We start from the raw sequence: 21,810 nt of genomic DNA on the forward strand, positions 1-21,810 counted from the left end.
GTCGCCGTAGACCAGCACCTTGTCGGCGAGGCACATGAAGAACACGGACGACACGATCGACACGTCCGCGAGGCCCGCGAGGGACTGCTCGTCCGCGGCGGAGAGCATGGCGCGCAGCTGCTCCACGCCGACGTCGAAGTCCGTGCCCGGCCGCTCCACCAGCCCGTCGGTGTACAGCGCGAGCACCGCACCCGGTTCGAGACACAGCCGGGTCACGGGGTAGGCCGCCGAAGGGTCGACCCCGAGCACCACACCGCCGGCGAGGTCGAGGACCTCGGTACGCCCGTCCGGGTGACGCAGCAAAGGCTGCGGATGCCCGGCCCGTACGGCCTGCACCTCGCCCGTCGACGCGTCGAGCCGCACATAGCAGCAGCTCGCGAACTGCCCCGGGTCCAGGTCGATGAGCAGTCTGTTGGTGCCGCTCATGACCTCCTCGGGTGTGTGCGGGATCAGCGTGAACGCCCTTACGGCGCTGCGCAGTTGCCCCATGGTGGCCGCGGCCGCCACGCCGTGTCCCTGGACGTCCCCGATGACGAGGGCCGCGCCCTCGCAGGTCCTGATGACGTCGTACCAGTCGCCGCCGACGTCCATGCCGCGGGTGCCCGGAAGGTAGCGCCCCGTGGTCTCCACCCGGTCCAGGACCGGCAGTCCGTGCGGCAGCAGCGCGTCCTGGAGGCCACGCGCCAGCGCGAACTCGGTGTCGTAGCGCTGGGCCCGCTCCAGGGCCTGCGCGATGAGCCCGGCGAGCGCGGTGAGCACCGTGCGTTCCTCGGGGCTGAAGCCGCGGGGCTGGTCGAAACCGAGGATGCAGGATCCGACCGGGCGGCCCGATGCGATCAGCGGCAGGAAGGCCCGGGCGCCGCGGTGGGCGTCCAGCGGGATTCCCGGGTACGCCGCGGCCAGCTGCCCCATGGACTCGAAGAAGATCGGGCGTCCGCTGGTCAGGGTCTCCACGCCCGGCAGCCTGGCGTCCAGCGCGACGCCGTCGAACTGGTCGAGGAACCCCTGCGGGAATCCGGTCTCCCAGGCCAGGTACAGCTGCCGCTCCCGGAGCACGTAGAGGGCGAGTTGTCGTCCCCCGAAGGCGGGCAGGAGTTCTTCGGTGACCACCGCGGACACCTGACGGGCGGTGACGGCCTCGGTCAGGGCGATGGCGAGGGCGACCGGCCGGTACAGCGCCGTCACGGGGATCGCCCTCGCGACACCGGCCAGGTCCCGCAGCGGATCGACCGCGGCCCACGCGGCCCGGATGTCGTCCGTCTCGGTGTCGCCGCCGATGGCGGGCGGGGGCGGCAGGTCGGGATCGGGCACGGTCGGCGGCCGGTCCGTGCCGAACATCTTGCAGCTGACGCCGCTGCGGTCGGCGAACGCCGCCAGCGCGAACCACTCGCTGTCCGCGCCCTTCATGCGGTGCGCCCGGAAGTGCACGGGTTCATGGGCGAGCATGGCGGCCCGGAACTGCTCCTCGTGCGGCGCGATCCAGGCCACGGCCTGCCACAGCACCCGCCCGAGCAGCTGTTCCCGGGGAATGCCGAACATCGGCTCCGCCGAGGGACTGACGTAGGTGATCCGGCCCAGTCTGTCGAGTGAGAACACACCCTCCGGGAATCGTCCCGCCGCCTCGTCCGCGGCCGCCGCAGCGCCCAGGTCCACCAGCAGTCCGGCCACCTGCCTGCCACTGCCGGCCCACGCCCCGCCGACGTGGTGCCCCGGGGGCTGCATCCCGTGGTCCGTGGACAGCTCCAGCAGGTGCAGTCGGCCGTCGGCGGCCCGGACCCGGATCCTGCGGGTCAGGGGTTCGTCGGCCTCCGCCGCCTCGCGCGCCGCGGCCAGCAGCTCGCCCGCCTCCTGCGGGGAGGCGCCGGCCACCAGGTCCTCGAGTGTGCCGGGGGACGTCTCGGGGGGCAGACCGAGGATCGCGCACAGCTCGTCGTCCACGGTCACGGCGTCCGTGCCGGCGTCCCAGAGGAAGCGGCCGATCCGGGTCGGCGCGCTCCACGGGGCGGGCAGTTGGACGGCCAGGGGCTCGTCGTCCCAGGTGACGGCCGAGCCGCGGGCCTCGACCTCGGCCAGCCGCGCGCCGAGCTGCTCGGCGACGCCGCGCAGCCTGCGCGGGTGTTCGGGGGCGACGGGCCGGCCCGGGGTGGCCTCCCGCAGCACCAGCAGCACTCCGAACGTCCGTCCCGCCGACTGCACCGGCGCGTACAGCGATCCGAAGGGGAACGGCAGCCCGGCCGCGAGCTGCGGGAAGCGGCGCATCGTCTCGGCCGAGTCGGCGAGCTGGATGTCCGTGCCGTCGCGGAAGGCCTCGGCGACCGGGAAGGGCCGGTTCATATGGAGCTGCCGCCAGGGCCGGAACAGCGACAGGGGAAGTCCGGCCAGGGCGGCGAGCCGGAGCAGGCCGTCGGTGCGGGAGCGGAGATAGGCGCCACCCGCATAGCCGTCGGCGGCGTCGACGGCCTCGGCGACGGCAGCGGCGAGCACCCGTGCCGGCTCCGGCGGCCCGCACGGCTCGCCGCCCGCGATCCCGGTCATCGGCCCGCCCTCGCTCGGCGGGCTGCGCCCGGCCGGGCCGTACCGCCACGAGGGCCGGGGTCCGCCTCGGGCGCCGGATCCGGCCGTCTCCGCGCATACGGCACCGTCGGCCCACGTCGGTGAGCCCCGCGCGCCGCCCCGTAGGTCACACAGTCAGCATGCGCCCCGTCGCGGCCGACGTGCACGTTCGGGATGCCCACGGCGCAGGCGGCCCCGCCGGGTGGGGAGTGTGCCCGGCGCCGGGCGGTGTGACGGGCTCCGGGGGCCGACGGGGGCTTCAGCGGGGAATGTGCCCGAGGTCGACGGTGATGGTGTCCATCCAGTACGCGAGGTCCGCCAGCATCGGCAGCGCGGCGCCGGCCGTGGCGAGCCGAGCGTGGGGCGGCGGTGGCGGCCGCGGGGCGGTCCCACCGCGTGTGAGGTGGTCGCCGAGCCGCTCGCAGGCCAGGGCCAGCCCGTCGGCGGTGGTCGTCGCCCACGCCGTGTCCAGTCCCGGGGCGGGCGGGACACGGTCGTAGCGGGGCAGCCAGTGCGCCCCGAGCAGGGCGTGACTGGCGGTGAGCAGCACGGAGTGCCAGTCCTGCAGCGGGGCGTCGGGGTCGTCGGGCTCACTGCGGTACTGCGCGAGGGACGTCTCGGCGAGGCGCAGGGTGTTGCGCGCATAGCGGGCGGAGTCCACGGTGGGCGGCGTGCCGAGCGGGCCGAGCACGACGGCCGTGGTGTCCGTGATGACGGTGCCGACCGCGTGGAGCAGTTCGGCCATGACGAGCCGGACCTCGTGGCGGGCGCCGGCCGGCCAGGCGATGAGGGAGCACAGCAGACCGATGCAGCTGCCGGTGAGGACGTCCAGCATCCGGGTCTGGGCGAGCTGCCACGTGGCGGGCGCCAGTTGGGCGAAGGCGATCGACACGACCAGGGTGAACAGCGCCTGCCCCCAGCCGACGCCGAGGATCGCCCCGAGTGCGAACGCGGCGAGCATCGCGGGGGCCAGCAGGGCCGCGTAGATCTCGGTGTGCGGTCCGGCCGCCACCAGGAGCGCGCCCGCGGCGACGGCGCCGGCCAGCGTCCCCAGCAGCGCGACCCGGACGGCGCTCCAGGTCTGCACGGCGGTCGTGCGGGAGAGGGTGAGCACGGTGAGCAGGACCCAGAATCCGTGGGACAGGTCGAGGGCGCCGGCGGCCAGCCGGGCGATGCCCAGGCCGAGGCCGGTGCGCAGGGCGTTGTGCAGGGCGACCGACCGGCGCGTCAGATTGCCTTCCAGACGTTTGAGCCACAGGTCCGGTGTGCCGGCCTCCACATACCAGAACAGCCGTCGTGGCGGGACGGGTTCCGTGCGGCGGCCGGTGACGCCGACCCGGGTGGCGGTCTCCAGCACCCGCGCCGCCTCGGCGGCGCCCAGCACGGCCGACTGCCGCAGTGCCGCCGCGACCTCCCGTGGCGTGGCGAGTCCGGTCCGTTCCTGTGCCCGGTGGAGACGCTCGCGCTGGAAGCGCAGCACGGGCGATTCCTCCAGGAGGAAGGACTCCGCCGCGGCGGCGGTGGGCCGGGGAGGGGAAGCGCCTCCGGAGGAGGGCGGTTCCGGGTCGGTGGACGAGGTCGGGCCCGGGGTGACGGGCACGGGGCCGAGCGGGGTGAGGGCCACCGGGGCGTCGGGAGCGACGACCGTCGGGGTGCCCGGGGCCGGCGGCGGCGTTCCGCCGTCGCGCAGAAGCGTGACCGCCGCGTCGCACACGTCGCGGACGTGGCGGAGGAGCACCGCGCAGGCCGGGTCCTCCCCCGGCCGGGCGCCTGAGGTGCCGAGGCGTTCCAGATGGTCGAGCAGCCGGCGTACCGCGATCGCGGCCTGTGCGAAGCCGCGGTCGCTGCGGCTGGGACCCGCGGGGCGCTCGGCCGGCGGGATGGCGGACAGCCGGAGCGTCGCGGCCGCCTCGCCCAGTTGGTCGGACCAGGTGCCGGGCGGCACGAACGCGGGGTCCGCCAGGTCGGCGGCCGCCTGCCCGGCCACGGCGACGGACGCGGCGAGCCTCAGCCGGTAGGGCAGGGCCCGGGGCGCGGGCATCAGCAGGAGTTCGGCTGCGGCGAGGAGGCAGACGCCCAGGGTGAGACCGGCCATCCGGGCCCACAGGGTGTCGGGGGCGTACGGCGGGAAGCAGGGCAGGATGTAGAACAGGAGCAGTCCGGGAGCCGCGCCGGCGGGCCGGGGGCCGGCCACGGCCGCGAAGGCGAGGACGAAGCCGACGACCAGCATGCCCAGGACGGCCGCCCAGGTCCGCACCGCGAGCGCGGTGCCCAGCGCCACGAGCAGCCAGCCCACGGGCAGCGCCCCGAGCATGACCCGGGCCCGCTGGCGCCCCGAGCCGGGGATCTGCGACAGCGCCCCCAGGGAGACGGCGCCGAACAGGGCGTAGATCGCCATGACCGGCTGGTGGAACGCGTACAGGCACAGATAGAAGCCGACGGACGCGGCCGCCGTCACCCGCACGGCGCGCCGGAAGGCGGCGGTGCGGTCGACGGCGGGCTTCTTCGTCGGTCTGCGCTTCATCACGGGGCCGTTCTCGCGCGGCAGTCCGGTGCGCGGCAGACCTGAAGGCCCCGCGCACCTGGCGCTCCGTCACGTCGTACGGGATGGCGGGGCGCCCGGGGACCATTCTCGGTGCGCGGCGGACGGGCCGCAGCCGCGCGGGGGCCCGGCGGGTGGCGGCCGGTTCGCGCAGGGGCCGCGCCGGGGGTGACCATGGCACGAGGAAGCCGTCAGCGGTACCGGGCCTCGCCCTGTGCCCCATGGCCCGCCGGAGGTCCTTGTGCGCCCGACACTCGCCGACGGGCAGAGGTGACCGTGGTGCGCGCCTTCGTGCCGGTGCTGTTCGCCCTCGGTGCGGCGCTGTGCAACGCCGTCGCCACGGTGCTGCAGCGCCGGGCCGCTCTCGGCGTCCCCCGCAGCGACCACTTCCGGTTGGGCCTGCTGCTTGATCTGATGCGGACGCCGATCTGGCTCGGCGGGATCCTCGCCGTCATCGCGGCGGCCGTCTGCCAGGCCTTCGCCCTGGCGACCGGGCCGCTGACCGTCGTTCAGCCGCTGTTCGTGCTGGAACTGCCGCTTGCCCTCGTCGTCGCCTCCTTCGTGCTGCACCGCAGAATGCCCCTGTCGGGCTGGATCGCCGTCGCCTGTGTGGTGGTCGGTCTCGGTGTGGCGCTCGCCGCGGCCTCCCCGAGCGGCAATCGCACACACGTCCCCATCGATCGCTGGCTGCCCGCGCTCGTCGCCTGCTGCGGCGTGATCGTCCTCCTGTCGGCGGTGGCCCTGAAACGTCCCGAGGGCCGGGCCCGCGCCGCCTGTCTCGCGACCGCGAGCGCCATCGCCTACGCACTCACCGCCGCCCTGATGAAGACGTCCACGCACATCCTGGACGTCGACGGGCTGCCCGGGTTCCTGACGGCCTGGCAGACGTACGGATTCGCCGTGGCCGGGGTGGGCGCGCTCCTCCTGCTTCAGCACGCCCTGCAAGCGGGGCCCCTCGTCGCCTCGCAGCCCGCACTCACCCTCGGCGACGCGCTCGTCAGCCTCGCCCTCGGTGTCACGCTCTACGACGAGCAGGTCCACACCGGGTGGCGGCTGGCCCCCCAGCTGCTCGGTGTCGCCCTCATCGCCGTGGGCGCCGTCGGGCTCGCCCGTACCCCGCTCACCCGGACCCTGGTGGCCGATGACGCCGAGCCCGTGTCCGGCACCGGCACGTCGACCTCGCGAAGCTCCCGGTAGACCCGCAGACCGCGAACCGCCGGAGGCGCTCGACGGACGATCCTGCCCGCACGGGTGCGTCACGGAAGGCGAGCCGGCCGCCTGTGCCGCCCCCTTTCGTCGTCATCCCGTGCTGCCCTCTTCCGTGCGGCCCTGTTCCCGGGCCGCCGTGCGCGTCGCCTGGACGACCGACCAGACGACGGAGACCAGGGGGACGGCGACGACCGCCCCGATCACGCCCGCGACGATGCTGCCCGCGATGACCGAGATCGCCACGACGACGGGATGCAGGCGCACCGCCCAGCTCATCACCAGCGGGTGGAGGACATGGCCCTCGATCTGTCCGATGACGACGATGAGCAGCACCACGGCGAGGGCGACGACCGGTCCGCGGCCCGCGAGGGCGACCACCGTGGCCACGCCCAGCGCGATCGGCGAGCCGATGAGCGGGATGAACGCGGCGAAGAACTCCAGCAGCGTCAGGGGCAGGGCGAGCGGCACGCCCAGGGCGAACAGCGCGATGCCCACCAGGGTGGCGTTGGTCGCGGCCACGATGATGATGCCCCGGGTGTAGCCGGCGAAGGTGGTCCAGGCCGCACGACCTCCGCGGCTCCACAGCGGTCGTGCGCCTTCGGGGATCTGTCCGAGAAACCAGGACCACAGTCGTTCACCCGAATGGATGAAAAAGATCGAGGCGAAGACGGCGAGCACGATTCCCGTGACCAGTTCGACGACGCGGCCGAAGCCGCTGACCGCCGTGCTGATGAGGGTGGCACGGTGGGCGGTGAGGAAATGGACGACTTCCGTCTGGAGCCCCGACAGGGTGGCTCTGTTCACCCGGAACGGCGGCCCTTCCAGCCAGCGCTGGATCCTGGCGAATCCGCCGCGGAACTCGGCGGCCAGCTGGTCCGACTCCCCCGCGACGGCGTTGCCGACCAGGGCGAGCAGTCCGAAGAAGAGCACGATGCTGCCCACCAGCGCGACGACCACCGCGAGTGACCTGGGCAGCCGGCGGTCCAGCAGATCGGTCAGGGGCCGCAGTACGGACGTGATGACCAGGGCGAGGAACACGGCGACGGCAACCAGCTGGAAGCGGCCCAGGATGGTGAAGATCTCGTAGATGGCCACGCCGACGACCAGCAGCCGCCAGGCATACGCAGCCGCGATGCGCAGCGCCGGATGGACCCGCACCGCACGGTCCGGCCGGACCGCCGACCGCAGGGCCGCCGCGGGCCGGGCCCGCCCCTCCCGGCCCGTCAACCGTGTGCGCCGCCCGCCCGAGGCGCCCCGGCGCCTCCGGCGTCCTGACCCGGGCTCCGCCCCGCCCCGTCCCGACGGCCTGTCGGGCGGCACCGAACCGTTGCCCACGCGCCACCACACCTCCTGCGTTCCGGTCCGCCCGGCCGGGCGGTCACCGGTCCGCGACCAGCAGCACCCTAGGTGCCGAGCCCGGACCACGCCCGCAACCCGGCCCTGCGTCCGGCCGAAAGGCCGCTGGTGGCGGACACCGCCGAGCCCCCGGTGGCGGAGACCGCCGCCGGGGGCGCACTCGGTGTCGTGGTGCGCCGCCGGGCGTCCCTGCACAACGGTCGCGGGCGGGCGGCGACTTGTGCGCGTCCGGCCGGGGGTCCGTCCCGCCGGTCCGGAAGTGTCCACGGCGGCGGGCCGCTTGGCGCGTGTCGCGCGTGGCCGGCGGACCGGGGGCCGATTCGTGTGCGGGGTCGTCCGCGCCCTACACTCAGCCACCGCCGCCGGCCCCCCGGAATGCGGTGAACAGCCCTCTCGGAAGGATCAGTTCGACGTGAGTACGACACAGGCCGATGCCCCGATCTACGCCCAGCTCATACGCGAGCGCGGGGATGTTCCGGCCGATGTGCGGCATGCCGCCGAGCGGACGCTGCGGGACCTGGAGCGGGCGATGAGCGGAGTACCCATCGGCGGCTTCCAGACGGCGCCGCCCTCCATGTTCACGCCCCGGGGCTGATCCCCGCCCCGTGCACGCCCCCGGGGCCGGTCCGCTGCCCCGGGCCCGAGGAACACCGCAGGTGAAGGCGGACCGGAAAAGGTAGACTCTCCGTGACTGCGCCCCTTTTGCCATGAAGTGCCCGTTACCGCGGGGTGCGGGATGCATGGTGACTGCTTCATTCCGGAGGCGGCATGCCCATCCAAGACGAATACGAGCTGGTTTTCAGCTACGGACCTGCCACGACGCCGACGCAGGGCAAGAACGCCGGCGAGGACGTCGTGGTGGTGCACCGTACGGAGCGTTCCGGCCCCGGCGGGCATCCGGTCTACGCCGACGACTCCGGCATCGTCCGGGCGGAGATCAGCGACCGGGGCGAGGTCCGGATCCTCGCCAGCGGAGGGCACCAGAGCAGCGACTCCAAGGTCCAGGCGCGTCCCGTGTGAGGAGCGTGCCGGGCCGGTGCGGCACGATGCCGGGCCGCACCCCGCCCCCCGCCCGTCACGGCGACCCCACGGCTCAATCCCGTTCCCCCACCTCCTCCATGGCGGCGCGGCACCGCACGACCTGCTCCGCCACGTGGTCCATGAACCAGCGCATGATGTCGTACGGGATCACATGCTCGTCATAGCTGTGGATATGCACGGTCGGCTCCGCCCAGGGATCCTCGTCGGGTATCACCGCCACCAGGAAGGCATCACCCGGAAGGTGCTGCTGCGCCCCGGGGATGGCGGCCCAGGCCTCGGGGGCCGGCAGCGCCTCGCTGAGTTCGACGCACCATGCTTCGTCCGGCAGGGAGTACGTGAACTGCACCGCGTAGGGGCGACCCTCGTGCTCGCGCTCTTCGATAGGCATGCGGGGGAGGCTGCCACGCACCGGCGTCGACGTCGCGCCAATAAGCCGCTCCTCGCGAAAATCCGCCGCCCCCGGGGTCCATGACGGCTCAAACCCTTCGCTGTGCACACCCGTCACGGGTCCCATCGCCGATCACACCCGTCACGGGGCGCCCGGTTCGCCGCGGGGACGCGGCACCGTGTCATGCGCCCCCTCCCCGTGCGTGCCTGTGCCGCCCGCGCCTTTCCCGCGCGCGTCCTCCCCGTCCGAGACTTCCCCGTACGCACCTTTGCCGCCCACGTCTTCGCCGTTCGCGCCATTGCCGTTCGCGCCATTGCCACCCCCGGCCTCCCGACCGCGGCGCGTCGCGCCCCTCGGCAGGCGCACGGCCATCAGGACTCCGGTCGCTGCGACGGCGGCCAGCACCAGGAGCGCGGGACCCATGGCCGCGACGAAAGCCGCGCCTCCCCACCGCGGACCGTGGCCGTGGCCCGGGTCCCCCGACGCCACGCCGGGAGACCCGGCGAGGGTCATCAGCGAGGTCGCCACGGCGACGCCCAGGGTCGGGCCGAGGTTCATCGCGGTCTGCTGGAGCCCGCCGGCGACTCCCGCGCTGTCGGCGGGTGCCTGGCGCACGACGACCGCCGTGGCGGTGACCATCACGATGCCGAAACCGGCGCCGAGCACGAGGAAGCAGCCACCGATCACCACGGCGGGGGACGCCTGGTCGAGGCGGGACATCGCCAGGATGCCCAGGGCCACGAGCGACGTCCCCAGGAGCGCGGTGCGGCGGGCTCCGTACCGGCGCATCAGCACGGCCGCCGCAGGTGCGCCGAGCACCATCAGCACGGCGAGCGGCAGCGCCCGCAGACTGCTGCGCAGCGCATCGAGACCCAGAACGCCCTGCAGGTAGTAGGTGCCGAGGAACAGCGCTCCGAAGAGCGCGGCCGACGCCGCGACGAGGATGCCGAGCGCCGGGGCGATGCCCGGGGACCGCAGGACGCGCCCCGGGACGAGCGGGCTCGCCGCGCGTCGCTCGTGCCGGACGAAGGCGCCGCCGGCCACGGCCACGGCGACGAGTCCGAGCGCGGTCCGCGTCGTCCACCCGCCGTCCGGCAGCTCGACGAGGGTCTTCACCAGACACACCAGGGCGACCCCGAGGAGGCACGCGCCGGGCAGGTCGAGCCGGGTCCCCGACCCGTCCCCGGGCTCCGGAACACGGACCGCGAGGGCCAGCAGACCGACCGCCAGTGCGGGCAGGACGCCGAGCCAGAACACCGAACGCCAGCCGAGATGGGCGGCGAGCGCGCCGCCGACGAGCGGGCCGAATGCGGCCGCCACACCGATGGCACCGGTACGTATCGCGATGGGCGTTCCCACCCGGTCACGGGGGTACACGGCGCGCAGCACCCCCAGGGTGGCCGGTTGCAGCAGCGCCCCGAACACCCCCTGGGCGATACGGAGGCCGATGACCCAGCGGACGCCGGGCGCCAGACCCACCCCGGCCGATGCGACCGCGAAACCCAGCGCTCCGGCGGCGAACACGCGTCGATGTCCGAACCGGTCACCGAGACGGCCGGCGAAGACGAGCAGACTCGCCACGGCGATCAGATAGCCGGTACTGGTCCACTGGACCTGCACGAACGAGGCGTGCAGATCCCGCTGCATGGCCGGCTGCGCGACCGAGAGCACGGTGCCGTCCAGGGCGACGACCACCGCACCGGTGATGCTGCCGATCAGCGTGAAGCGCCGGTCGCGCCGCGAACTCTTCGCCGGCGGTTCCGCACCGGAGTCCGGCCCCATGGACGCCGTCCGCCCCGCCCTGTTCACGACCGCGCTCATGACGCCGCCGGTCCGAGATGGGCGTCCAGCGCGGCACGCAGCACGGGTTCGACGGCATCGGCCCCCGTCGCGAGCTGGAGGCTCCCCCAGCCCCACAGCTGGGCCATGCCGTGCAGATTGGCCCAGAGCGCACCCGCCACGACCCGGGGCCCGGCGGCGGGCCCCGGTCCCACCTGCCCGACGAGTTCGACCAGCACCTGGAAGAGCGGCAGTGTGGTCTCGCGCAGGCCGAGGTGATTGCTCTCCAGCAGGTCATGGCGGAACATCAGTTCGTACATGCCCCGCCGGGACAGGGCGAAGTCCAGATACGTCCGCGCGAGCGCCATGAGCCGCTCCCGGGGGTCCGTCGCTCCCCCGTCACCGGTCACCTCGGCGACCCTGGCGCCCAGGTCGTCGAATCCGCGGCGCGCGATGGCGGACAGCAGCTCGACATGGGTCGGGAAGTGACGCCGCGGCGCCCCGTGCGAGACACCTGCCCGCCGGGCGATCTCCCGCAGGGTCAGCGCCTGCACGCCCTCCTGCCCCACCAGGTCGACTCCGACGTCCACCAGCCGCGAACGCAGTCCTGTGTCGTTTTCGATCATGAGGACTGTCTACCAGGACGAGTAGACAGTGTCTACTCGTTCTGGCCGATCCTGCTCCATGCGCCCGGCATCGGCCCGATCTCCCGGCGGGCACGGGAACATCGGACCCACCGGCGTCGTTGTCACCACCGATCGTCGATGCAATACCGAACGACTCGGTTCGGATGGCCGGACCGAGGGTCCCCGACGCCGAGAGGCGTCCACCAGAGTGGAGATCCCGTGACGACGACTGTGGAGCTCAACGACGGGCGCAGGCTGCCCGCGCTCGGCTTCGGCACCTTCCGCCTGACCCCCGGACAGCAGACCACGCATGCCGTCCTGACGGCCCTCGCGGCGGGCTACCGCCACATCGACACCGCCGCGGTGTACGGCAACGAGGAGTCGGTGGGCGAGGCGATCCGCGAATCCGGCATCCCCCGCGAGGAGATCTGGGTCACCACCAAGCTCTGGAACAGCGACCACGCCCGGCCCCTGGCCGCCCTGGAGGCGAGTCTGAAGCGGCTCGGGCTCGACCAGGTGGATCTGTGGCTGATGCACTGGCCCACCGAGCAGCGCCTGCGCACCTGGGAGTTCATGGTCCGGGCCCGCGACGAGGGGCTCACCGCCTCGATCGGTGTGAGCAACTTCCTGACCCCGCACCTGGACGAGCTGGCGCACAGCAGCGACGTCGTGCCGGCCGTCGACCAGATCGAGCTGAGCCCGTTCCTGTACGGGACACGGGCGGACACCGTGCGGCGCTGCCGGGAGGCGGGCATCGCCGTCGAGGCGTACAGCCCGCTCACCAAGGGCGCCCGGCTCCAGCATCCCGTGCTGGCCGAGATCGCCGGGCGCCTGGGCGTGACGCCCGCTCAGGTGCTGCTGCGCTGGTGCCTCCAGCACGGTTTCGTGGCCCTGCCCCGCTCGTCCGACGCCGGGCGGATCAAGGCCAACCTCGACCTGGACGGCTTCGCCCTCACCGACGACGACATGAAGCGCCTCGACGCGCTCGACGAGGGCCTGACCACCGGCTGGGACCCGGGCACCACCGTCTGACCCACGGGGACCCGGCCCGACGCGGCCGTCCGGTCGGGTTCCCGCACGACCGCACCCCACCGCCACCCGAATCCCGACACCCGGAGAGGCCCTCGCATGTCCGGTGCCCCGCGCACCCTCGTCGTCCTCGCCCACCCGGACCTGGACGAGTCCCGTATCAACGCCCACCTCGTCGACGCGATAGCGGACCTCGACCACGTCACGGTCCACGACATCGCGGCCGCCTACACCCACCGGCCGATCGACGTGCCCCACGAGCAGCGGCTGCTGCGCCAACACGACATGATCGTCTGGCAGTTCCCCTGGCACTGGTACTCGGTCCCGGGCGTGCTGAAGTCATGGATGGACGAGGTGCTCACCTACGGCTTCGCCTACGGCAGCGGGGGCACCGCACTGCGGGGCAGGACGCTCCAGGTGGTCACCTCCACCGGCGGGCCCGAGACCGCGTACGCCCCGGACGGCTTCCACGGCTTCACGATGCGTCAGCTGCTGAGCCCGATCGAGGCCACCGCCGGGCTCACCGGGATGCGGCTGGCCGAGCCGCTGGTCGTGCACAGCGCGCGTCGCATCTCCGACGAGGACCTGGCGCTGTACGCGAAGCGCTACCGCAAACTGCTCGGGGCCTGAGGAGCCGCACCACGGGCCCGGGCAGCGGCACGGGCCCGCAACGGGCGCGCCCCGCGAGCCCCTTCGCCCGGGACTCCGGGCCGCGTGCGGGGAGCCTCCGCGCCCGGCCCCCGGTCACGCACCGGAGTGGTCGGGCCGGCTCCCGCGGTCGCCACCGGGGCAAGCCCGGTGCACGGCCCGGACCCCGACACCCCGACTGCGGTTCACGGTTCACCTATTCTTCGACCATGCGTTCTCCGACCACGCGCGATGCGAAGACCGTCAAGGGCACCGGCCGGCCCCGGTCGGCGGAGAAGGACGAGGCCATCCTGCGGGCGGCCCTGGAGCTGCTGGCCTCGCAGGGATACGTCCGGATGACCCTGGACCAGGTGGCGGCCACGGCGGGTGTCAGCAAGTCCACCATCCATCTGCGGTGGAGGACCAAGGCCGATCTGCTGACGGCCGCGCTCGCGGGCCTCCGGATGGCCGACGCCCCGTCCCCGAGCGGCGATCTGCGGACCGATCTCCTGGGCGTCCTGCACGACTTCGCCGCCACGGTCGAGCGGGTGAACGGCATGGCGCTGATCGGCACCTGTCTGGCCGAGGAGGCCCACACTCCGGAGCTCCTGGCGCTGCTGCGCGCACGGCTCGTGCTGCCGCGCCGCGACCTGCTGCTCACCGCCCTCGACCGGGCGCAGCGGGCCGGGGAGCTCCGCGCGGACGCCGACCTGGAGGCCGCCGTTTCGGCCCTGCTCGGCCCGTTCTACGCCGACCACCTGGCCGGGCGCGGCGGCCGGCCCGGCTGGGCGGAAGAAGCGGTGGACCTGGTCCTCGCGGGGCTGCACGCACCGGCCGCCGCCTGAGCGGAGCGGCCCCGGGGCCACCGCACCGGTTGTCCGCCGCTCGCCCCACGGGGATCAGTCGGCCTCGTTCTCCTCGGCCTGCTCCTGGCCCCGCCCCTGCCGTCTGCCCAGGTCAGGCAGGGGCCAGTTCTGGGCGGTCTCGCCGGGGGCCAGGTGGTCCACGACCTCGACCAGTTCGAGGCAGATCTCCTCGATCTTCCGGCGGGTGTTGCGCTGCTCGGTGACGAGGGCCGAGAGCAGCAGCGCGGAGAGGGCGACGGAGCCGTTGAAGGCCTGGAGGTTGATCAGGACCTCGATCTGCGGGTGGTGGGCGAACGGCCCGATGCCGTCCACGGCCGCCTTGGTCGCGAGCACGGACACCAGCAGGCAGCTCAGTGCGCCGCCCACGAGCTGGAAGCGCAGGGCCGCCCAGATGATCACCGGATAGATCAGGAACAGCAGGCTGATGCCGCTGTGGGTGACGAGCGGGGCCACGACGCAGACGCTGACCGCCAGCACCAGGGCCTCGGGCCACCGGGACAGGTCCGTAGGCCGGCGCAGGCGGCGCAGCGCGAGCAGGGCCGGGGTGACGATCAGAACCCCCATGGCGTCGCCCACCCACCAGGCGGCCCAGACGGGCCAGAAGCTGCCCCAGCCGAACTTGCCGTAGAGCACGAGCGTGATGGCCCCGATCGTGGCACTGATGAGCATGGTGCCGAGGGCACCGAGGAACACCAGGGCCACCCCGTCCTTGAACCTGTCGAGCTCGATGCGGAAGCCGACACGGCGCAGCATCAACCAGGCGCAGACGGGGGCGAGCGTGTTGCCGACGGTGACGCCGACGACGGTCCAGTCCAGGGGGCCGAGCGACATCACGACGAGGAACGAGCCGAGGGCGATCCCCGGCCAGATCCGCAGCCCGAGGAAGAGCAGGGCGCTCACGGCGATACCGGTGGGCGGCCACAGCGGCGTCACGCGTGCGCCGCCGACCACCAGCTGCTCCAGGAGTCCCAGGCGTCCGGCCGCGACGTAGCAGGCCGCCACGGCGAGGATCTCCACGCCGGTCACGGACAGACGCCGCACGTCCCAGGTATGCGCCACATCAGCCATCAGACACCGCCCGTTCCCGGTGGGCCAGACAGGACACGCACCATCGGGGCCCGCCGGCCCTCCGCGCGGGGCGTGCCGCGTCGTGCCCGGCCCGGGCCGCACGGGGCGTGCGTCCCGTCGGCCGACGGCCGTCACCACGCCTCACCCGTCCGCCCGCATGCCGGCAGCAACCGGTGCCCCCGCACGGTCGTCCGTCACCCGCGCCGGGTGTGCGCGCCGTGGGCCGGCGCCCCGTCGTGCCTGCCTGCCGCGTGTGCGATCGGCCTGTCGTGCCTCCCCGCGGTGCGCCCGAGCGCCTCCGCCGGGCCGGCCGGCGCACCCGGCCGTCCGGGCGCGTCGTGACACAGGACGAGCACGGCGGCGTCGTCGTCGTGCCCGACCGACTCGGACACCCTGATGACGGTGGAGGCGAGCGGACCGGCCTCCATACCGGCGGCGGTCGCGGCGGCGGCGAGCCGGGCGACCTCGCGCAGCCCCTCGTCGACGGGGAGCGACGGCCCCTCCACGACCCCGTCCGTGAGCATGATGTGGGTCCCCGCCGCGCAGAGCCTGCGCCGGGTCACGGGGTACGTCACGCCCGGCTCTATGCCGAGCGGGGGCCCGCACTCGTCGTACGCGACGCCGGACCGCCCGTCGGCGGTGGCCCAGACGGAGGGCACATGCCCTGCCCGGGCGCTTGCCAGCTCCCAGGTGGCGGGGTCGAAGCGGATGAGCGTGCAGGTCGCGAAGAGTCCGGCCCCCATCGACAGCAGCACGTCATTGGTGCGGGCGAGCAGTTCGCCGGGGTCGGAGATGACCGACGCAAGCGAGCGCATGCCCACACGGACCTGGCCCATGAACGCGGTCGCCTCGATGTTGTGGCCCTGCACGTCCCCCATGGAGAAGCCGATGCAGCCGTCGGGCATCGGGAAACCGTCGTACCAGTCGCCCCCGACGTTCAGGCCGTTGTGCGCGGGAAGGTAGCGGGCGGCGACGCGCAGTCCGGGTACGACGGGCAGGGCGCCCGGCAGCATGCCGCGCTGCAGCGCCATGGCCAGTTCCACCCGGGCCCGGTGCCATTCGGCGCGCTCCCTGGCCTGGGCGGTCAACGAGCCGAGCCTGGCCAGCAGCTCATCGCCGTCGTCCGCGGGGCGATTGGTGGCCATGGATCTTCTCCGCCGCACGTCGGTCCCAGGCACTGCACACCGGCTGCGCCTCTCACCCTCCACCTCTGCGCACCCGCGAGGCTTGGCCCATTTTATCCATTCATTCCCTGCATGTCATGAAGTGATCAGCCGTCGGGGTCCCGGCGCGGGTGCGCGGCAGGTGCCCGGCGATTGCCTCCGGCCGCATTCCGCGGGCATTCCGTGAGCACGGTGCGCGCCCGGGGGGAGAGACCAGGCTCCCGTCCCCCGTCTCCCGTCTCCCGTCCCCCGTCTCCCGTCTCCCGTCTCCCGTCTCCGCAGAAGCGACCCGGCGGGCTGCACCACGTCAACTCCGGGCACGGCGGCCGAGTTCACGGACCACCACGTGCGCCCGCACCTTCCCCAATGGTGTGCTCCTCCACCGGTATGAGCAGGCACGGGCGGCCTGGTGAGCTATGTTTCCTACTGTGGGACGAGAAGGACGCACACCGGTGTCATCGCCGCAGCATGCACGTGCTCAGGCGTCCGCGATCAGCGCGGGCAAGGCGGCCCCGGAGACCGAGGCGTCGCCCACCTCGCAGCTCAGGACCCTGTTCGACGGCCCCCGACTCTCTCCCGGACAACGCCGGATCGCCCAGTACCTGATCGAGCACATCACCGAAGCGGCCTTCCTCTCGATCACCGATCTGGCGGAGCGGGTGGGCGTGAGCCAGCCATCGGTGACCCGGTTCGCGGCCGCCGTCGGCTTCAGCGGCTATCCGGCACTGCGGGAGAGGCTCCAGTCGATCGCGCTGAGCACGCTCGCGGGCAGCCCCGACGCCCCCACGGAGATCCACGGCAACGAGCTGCAGGCGGCCGTCGACGCCGAGATCGAGAACCTGGAGAACCTGCGGCGCGACCTCGCCGACCCCGACAAGGTCATCGAGGTCGGGCGCGAGCTGTCGCGGTCGGTCCCCCTGACCGTGCTGGGGCTGCGCATCTCGGTGTCGCTGGCGGAGTACTTCGCGTACGCGGCACGGCGCATCCATCCGGACGTGCGAGTCGTGACACGCGGCGGCAGCGTCGCCTACGACGCGCTGCTCCAGTCCCGCGAGGCAGGCGGCTCCTGGGTGCTGGCCTTCGCGATGCCGCGGCATGCCCACGAGACGCTGACGGCACTGCAGGTGGCCCGCCGGGCGGGCCTGCGCGTGGCCCTGATCACCGATCTCGCACTCGGCCCACTGGCCGACGAGGCCGACGTCACCTTCGCCACGGGCACCGGATCGCGGCTGGTCTTCGACTCGTACGCGGCCCCCGGTGTGATGTCCTCCGCACTACTTCAAGCCATGACCGACGCGGACCCGGAGCGCACCCAGGCCCGCCTCGAGGCCTACGAACACATCGCTGACCAGCACACTTTCTTCCTCAAGGACTGACGTCCCGGCCTCGCTGGACTGGATCGATTCAGCCATCGCCGCACATGAAATTTTTCATACCCTTGCGTACTCGACGGTATATATAAATACTTCTCCCAGCCCTCCCCACTCAGGGCAACCTCGGTCACTCGGGAACGATGCTCCTTCTCACGTCGCAACCCGGGTGCTCGGACGGAGATCGACCACACGATCTCCCGTGGTGGCCCCGGTCATCCCCTAGGCCGGGGCCGCCAAACCCCCTGAACCGCACATTCGGGCCCTTCGGAAGCGACGACGATGTCCCTGATTCACTCCCCGATCACCTCGGACTGGCCTTGTCAGGTCAAGGAACCCGGCACCCGTGACTGGGAGCGTTCGGCGTCCAAGTGGCTGCGAGGCCTGCTGCCCGACCGCTACGGCAGCTACCCCCTGCTGGTCCGCCAGCCCCTGCTGCTCGCGCGCCATGCGCAGATCCAGGTCCAGCACGAGATCCGTGTCGCCCGCACCGCGCTGCAGACCGCGCGGGCCGAGCTGCCCTCCTTCGGGATGCCCGAGCAGGTCATCGAACAGACCATCAAGCTGTACGCCGCCGAAGTGATGCAGCTGAACCACATCGCCCGCAGCGTCCGGGCCGTGACCCAGGCCCTGATGGACGGCGGCGGAGCGCGCGGATCCCACTGAGACCACGCGCCGGCCCGGCTCCCGTAGGGAGTCCTGCCGATCCCCCCTCGTGTCGGCGCGGCGTGATGGACCGTCGGGTTTGGTGAAGCCCGCCCGGCCCGGGCGTCGTGACCCTGGCCGATTCCTGTGCCCCGTGACACGCTCCGGGGCTCAGGAAGGGGCGCGCACCGGTCCCTCCTCGTTCTCCGGGAGGGACACGCATGGCCGTGCTGGGCGGTGCTCCGCGGGATTCGGATCCGGTGCGGGACCTCGAGGCGGACGGCCCCGACGGTCCCGGGCGGCGACGGGTTCTGGCCTATCTGCTCGCCGCGCCGACACTGGCGGTGGGGGTGCGCTGGGGTCTGGACGCGGTCGGCGCACAGCCGGCCGAGGCGTCGGTGCCGTCGGTCCCGCAGCCGGAGGAGATCTTCGACCTCGGCGACATGCAGAACCTCGCGGCCGCGCCGACCTCCGGCCTGATCTCGGTGCGGGTCGGCACCGACGGAATCGCCGAGTTCGCCGTGCCCCGGGCCGAGGTGGGCCAGGGGATGACGACCGCGGTGGCGATGATGGTGGCCGAGGAGATGGACCTGCCGCTGGACAAGGTCCGCGTCACCCTGGCCGACGCGCGGCCGGAGCTGATGATGAACCAGCTCACCGGCGGCTCCAACTCGATGCGCAGCATGTACCTGCCCGTCCGTACGGCGGCCGCCGTCGCACGGCAGCGGCTCCTCGACACCGCCGCCGGCCAGTGGGACGTACCGGTGTCCGAACTCACCACCGAGGACGGCGTGATCCGCCACTTCTCCGGCAGGAGCGCCACCTACGGCTCGCTCGCGTCCGCGGCGGCCGGCACACGGACCACGACGGCCTCGGCCCGGCTCAAGCACCCGTCGGAGTTCACCGTCCTCGGCACCCCGCGCGGCCGGGTCGACGCCCTCGACATCGTCACAGGACGCAAGACGTTCGGCATGGACCTGCGGGTACCGGGCGCCCTGCCGGCGATGGTGCGCAGACCCCCGACCCTCAACGGCTCGGTCGTGGCCGTGCACAACGCCGACGAGGTCCGCAGCATGCCGGGCATCACCGACGTCGCGGCGATCCGGTACGGGGTGGCGGTGCGCGGCGAGACCTTCGGGCAGTGCATCGACGCGCTCCGGGCACTGGAGGTGACCTGGGGCCCCGGCACCGTGGACGACGAGTCGGACGACACCGTGCTGGCGAAGCTCAGAGCGGCCGCGCTCCCCCTGGCCGTGCCGGCGCTGCCGGCGAAGAGCATCGACGCCGAGTTCACCTTCGCCTTCGCCAGCAACGCGCCTCTGGAGCCGGACAACGCGATCGCCGACGTCCGGGCCGACCGGGCGGAGATCTGGGCGAGCCTGAAGGTGCCGATCGTGGCGCAGCGCGAGATCGCCACCCTGCTCGGGCTGCCCCAGGAGGCCGTCACGGTGCATGTGGTGGAGGGCGGCGGCTCCTTCGGGCGGCACCTGTTCCACGACGTGGCACTCGAAGCCGCCGAGATCTCACGGGAGATGGGCAAGCCGGTCAAGCTCTCATGGTCCAGGACGGACACCTTCCGCCAGGGGCGGACCCATCCCATGTGCGTCTCCCGGGTCCGTGCGACCCATGCGCTCGGCAACGTCCTGAGCTTCGAGCAGCGGCACACAAGTGTGCGGACCGACTTCGGCCACGGGCTCGGCGAGATGGTCACGGCGACGGCGGCCAAGCTGCCGGTGGCCGGCAACCCGAGCCTCGCCGAGACCATCTTCGAGCTGACCCAGTCGTCGCCGTACGACTTCGGGGTGACCACGCAGCTCCTCCAGGAGGTCCCGCTGCGGTTCAACACCGGCAGTATGCGCAACATCTACTCTCCGAACGTGGTGTGCGCCCAGGAGCTGGTGGTCGACCGGCTCGCCGCGGCGCTGGGACGGGATCCGGTGGCGTTCCGCCGCTCGTTCCTCAGGGACGACCGGCTGCGCGCGGTCCTGGACAAGGCGGTCGAGGTCGGCGAGTGGGGCAGGTCCCTGCCGTCCGGCGTCGCTCAGGGCATCGGGCTGCACGCGGAGTACCGCGGGGCGGTCGCCACGCTCGTCGAGGTCGACTGCCGCCCGGAGACGGTGAACCGGAAGGTGCGCGACGGCGTGACCGGACCCCGGGTGACCAGGGCGCTGATGGTGGTGGACGCCGGGTTCGCGATCAATCCGCGCGGGCTGGAGGCCCAGATGCTCGGCGGGCTCAACGACGCGATCGCCCTGGCGTTCACCTCCAGCCTGCACATCAGGGACGGCATCCCGCTCGAGGGCAGCTGGGACAACTACTTCTACACACGGGAGTGGAACACCCCGCTCGAGACGAAGGTCGTCGTGATGCCGACGAGCACCGGGGAACCCGCCGGAGCCGGGGAGCTCGGGGTGGCTCCGGCCTTCGCGGCGATCGCCTGCGGCTATGCGCGCGCCACCGGCACGATGCCGACCCGTTTCCCCGTGAACCACGGCACCCTCGGCTTCGAACCGCTGCCGCTCGAACCGTCCACACCCCAGTCCCCCACCGACGGACTCGACCGCGCCTACTGAGAGTCCGCGATGTCCCGGCCCGTCGAGGAGGCCCCTGTGTCACGCCACACCTTCACGCTCAACGGCCGGCAGGTCACGGTCGAGGCCGACGACGACGTGCGGCTGCTGTGGGTCCTGCGCGACCTGCTCGGTGTCACCGGGCCGAAGTACGGCTGCGGTCTGGGGGTGTGCCAGGCCTGTACGTCGCACATCAACGGCCTGGCCTTCAACCCCTGTTCGGTGCCGGTGTCGCAGGTGCGGCCCACCGACGAGATCACCACGATCGAGGGCCTCCCGGCGACCGTCGGCAGGGATCTGCACCCGATGCAGGAGGCCTGGCTGGACCAGGACGTCGCCCAGTGCGGCTACTGCCAGCCCGGTCAGATCATGGCGGCCGTCGCCAAGGTGCGGCAGGCGAGGGCCGCGGGCCGCGAGATCGGCGACGCCGACCTCGACGAGATCCGCAACATCTGCCGCTGCGGCACGTACACCCGGATCCGGCAGGCCGTCAGGAAGGGCGCCGAGAACATGTGACCGGCGTGTGGCGCCGCGGACCGTGCGGTCCCCCGGACGGCGCGGGATTGCCCACGAGTGGCGGAACTCCCCGCGCCGACACGGCTGCCCTGCTGTCGGATGGTGCGGGCAAGCCCCTGCCACCCATCGATGGGAGACCACCGTGCGGATCCGTACCGCAGCAACCGCGGCCGTCCTGGCCCTCGGCGCCGTCCTCAGCAGCGCGGGCGCCGCCCTCGCCGACCCCGACCCGAACGTCTCGGTCATGGGCACCGCGACCAACTCGCCCGGCGTTCTGTCCGGCAACGTCATCCAGATGCCGGTCGGCATGCCGGTCAACGTCTGCGGCAATTCGGTCGGCATCCTCGACCTGCTCGGCCCGGCGGCGTACTACCTCGATCCGGCGGCGTACTACTACGCCTGTCAGTGACACCTGGGCGCAGGAAAACCGGGGTGCCGCGCCGTCCGGCGCGGCCCCCCCCC

At 73.0% G+C, this 21,810-nt stretch carries 19 protein-coding genes; 11 read left to right on the top strand and 8 right to left on the bottom strand.

From position 1 onward, the window contains the following. On the bottom strand, positions 1-2,535 hold a 2,535-nt coding region (locus ACWCP6_RS36190), incomplete at its 3' end, for a SpoIIE family protein phosphatase (protein WP_450936909.1). A 277-nt stretch (positions 2,536-2,812) separates the two neighbouring features. After that, positions 2,813-5,077 (bottom strand): FUSC family protein, encoded by a 2,265-nt coding sequence (locus ACWCP6_RS36195; RefSeq protein WP_450936910.1) that lies wholly within the window; start codon positions 5,075-5,077, stop codon positions 2,813-2,815. Positions 5,078-5,374: 297 nt separating this feature from the next. On the opposite strand from ACWCP6_RS36195, the gene ACWCP6_RS36200 reads away from it, so the two are divergent. After that, on the top strand, positions 5,375-6,292 hold the full coding sequence (locus ACWCP6_RS36200; protein ID WP_450936911.1) for a DMT family transporter: 918 nt from the start codon (positions 5,375-5,377) through the stop codon (positions 6,290-6,292). A 102-nt stretch (positions 6,293-6,394) separates the two neighbouring features. Here the strand turns inward: ACWCP6_RS36200 and ACWCP6_RS36205 are convergent, their stop codons facing one another. Further along, on the bottom strand, positions 6,395-7,639 hold the full coding sequence (locus tag ACWCP6_RS36205; RefSeq protein ID WP_450936912.1) for an AI-2E family transporter: 1,245 nt from the start codon (positions 7,637-7,639) through the stop codon (positions 6,395-6,397). A 433-nt stretch (positions 7,640-8,072) separates the two neighbouring features. On the opposite strand from ACWCP6_RS36205, the gene ACWCP6_RS36210 reads away from it, so the two are divergent. Together ACWCP6_RS36210 and ACWCP6_RS36215 are read left to right on the top strand one after the other, a co-directional pair. Further along, positions 8,073-8,255 carry a hypothetical protein gene (locus ACWCP6_RS36210; RefSeq protein ID WP_450936913.1) on the top strand — a complete coding sequence of 61 codons (183 nt, stop codon included), beginning with the start codon at positions 8,073-8,075 and terminating at the stop codon, positions 8,253-8,255. 173 nt (positions 8,256-8,428) lie between these two features. Then, positions 8,429-8,680, top strand: coding sequence for a DUF6296 family protein (locus ACWCP6_RS36215; RefSeq protein WP_450936914.1), 252 nt, complete (start codon positions 8,429-8,431; stop codon positions 8,678-8,680). Between the two features lie 73 nt (positions 8,681-8,753). On the opposite strand, the gene ACWCP6_RS36220 is transcribed toward ACWCP6_RS36215, so the two are convergent. From ACWCP6_RS36220 to ACWCP6_RS36230, 3 genes are all read right to left on the bottom strand, one after another. Further along, on the bottom strand, positions 8,754-9,089 hold the full coding sequence (locus tag ACWCP6_RS36220) for a hypothetical protein (RefSeq protein WP_450936915.1): 336 nt from the start codon (positions 9,087-9,089) through the stop codon (positions 8,754-8,756). 141 nt (positions 9,090-9,230) lie between these two features. Beyond that, entirely contained in the window at positions 9,231-10,910 is a 1,680-nt protein-coding gene (locus tag ACWCP6_RS36225) for an MFS transporter (RefSeq protein WP_450936916.1), read from the bottom strand. After that, positions 10,907-11,494 carry a TetR/AcrR family transcriptional regulator gene (locus tag ACWCP6_RS36230; RefSeq protein WP_450936917.1) on the bottom strand — a complete coding sequence of 196 codons (588 nt, stop codon included), beginning with the start codon at positions 11,492-11,494 and terminating at the stop codon, positions 10,907-10,909. The genes ACWCP6_RS36225 and ACWCP6_RS36230 overlap by 4 nt, the downstream gene beginning before the upstream one ends. A gap of 219 nt (positions 11,495-11,713) precedes the next feature. Between ACWCP6_RS36230 and ACWCP6_RS36235 the strand changes: the two genes are divergently transcribed. The 3 genes from ACWCP6_RS36235 (at position 11,714) to ACWCP6_RS36245 (ending at position 13,995) form a co-directional block, all read left to right on the top strand. Further along, positions 11,714-12,526, top strand: coding sequence for an aldo/keto reductase (locus ACWCP6_RS36235; RefSeq protein ID WP_450936918.1), 813 nt, complete (start codon positions 11,714-11,716; stop codon positions 12,524-12,526). Between the two features lie 96 nt (positions 12,527-12,622). Further along, positions 12,623-13,153, top strand: a complete 531-nt coding sequence (locus ACWCP6_RS36240) for an NAD(P)H-dependent oxidoreductase (RefSeq protein WP_450936919.1) — start codon at positions 12,623-12,625, stop codon at positions 13,151-13,153. 227 nt (positions 13,154-13,380) lie between these two features. Then, positions 13,381-13,995, top strand: coding sequence for a TetR/AcrR family transcriptional regulator (locus ACWCP6_RS36245; RefSeq protein WP_450936920.1), 615 nt, complete (start codon positions 13,381-13,383; stop codon positions 13,993-13,995). Between the two features lie 54 nt (positions 13,996-14,049). Here the strand turns inward: ACWCP6_RS36245 and ACWCP6_RS36250 are convergent, their stop codons facing one another. Both ACWCP6_RS36250 and ACWCP6_RS36255 read right to left on the bottom strand, forming a co-directional pair. Continuing rightward, on the bottom strand, positions 14,050-15,084 hold the full coding sequence (locus ACWCP6_RS36250) for an MASE1 domain-containing protein (protein WP_450936921.1): 1,035 nt from the start codon (positions 15,082-15,084) through the stop codon (positions 14,050-14,052). A 194-nt stretch (positions 15,085-15,278) separates the two neighbouring features. Next, complete coding sequence (locus ACWCP6_RS36255; RefSeq protein WP_450936922.1) at positions 15,279-16,229, bottom strand: PP2C family protein-serine/threonine phosphatase; 951 nt, start codon at positions 16,227-16,229, stop codon at positions 15,279-15,281. 470 nt (positions 16,230-16,699) lie between these two features. Here ACWCP6_RS36255 and ACWCP6_RS36260 point away from each other — a divergent pair, with 470 nt between their 5' ends. The 5 genes from ACWCP6_RS36260 to ACWCP6_RS36280 all read left to right on the top strand — a co-directional run bounded on the left by ACWCP6_RS36260 (position 16,700) and on the right by ACWCP6_RS36280 (position 21,757). Continuing rightward, a complete protein-coding gene (locus ACWCP6_RS36260; protein ID WP_450936923.1) occupies positions 16,700-17,623 on the top strand; it encodes a MurR/RpiR family transcriptional regulator in 924 nt (307 codons plus the stop codon). A 276-nt stretch (positions 17,624-17,899) separates the two neighbouring features. Further along, positions 17,900-18,283 (top strand): hypothetical protein, encoded by a 384-nt coding sequence (locus ACWCP6_RS36265; protein ID WP_450936924.1) that lies wholly within the window; start codon positions 17,900-17,902, stop codon positions 18,281-18,283. A 200-nt stretch (positions 18,284-18,483) separates the two neighbouring features. Beyond that, a complete protein-coding gene (locus tag ACWCP6_RS36270; RefSeq protein WP_450936925.1) occupies positions 18,484-20,835 on the top strand; it encodes a molybdopterin cofactor-binding domain-containing protein in 2,352 nt (783 codons plus the stop codon). Positions 20,836-20,871: 36 nt separating this feature from the next. Beyond that, positions 20,872-21,348, top strand: a complete 477-nt coding sequence (locus tag ACWCP6_RS36275) for a (2Fe-2S)-binding protein (RefSeq protein WP_450936926.1) — start codon at positions 20,872-20,874, stop codon at positions 21,346-21,348. A 142-nt stretch (positions 21,349-21,490) separates the two neighbouring features. Beyond that, entirely contained in the window at positions 21,491-21,757 is a 267-nt protein-coding gene (locus ACWCP6_RS36280) for a chaplin (RefSeq protein WP_450936927.1), read from the top strand. The last annotated feature ends 53 nt before the right edge of the window (positions 21,758-21,810 follow it).

This window comes from Streptomyces sp. NPDC002004 (assembly GCF_053593975.1).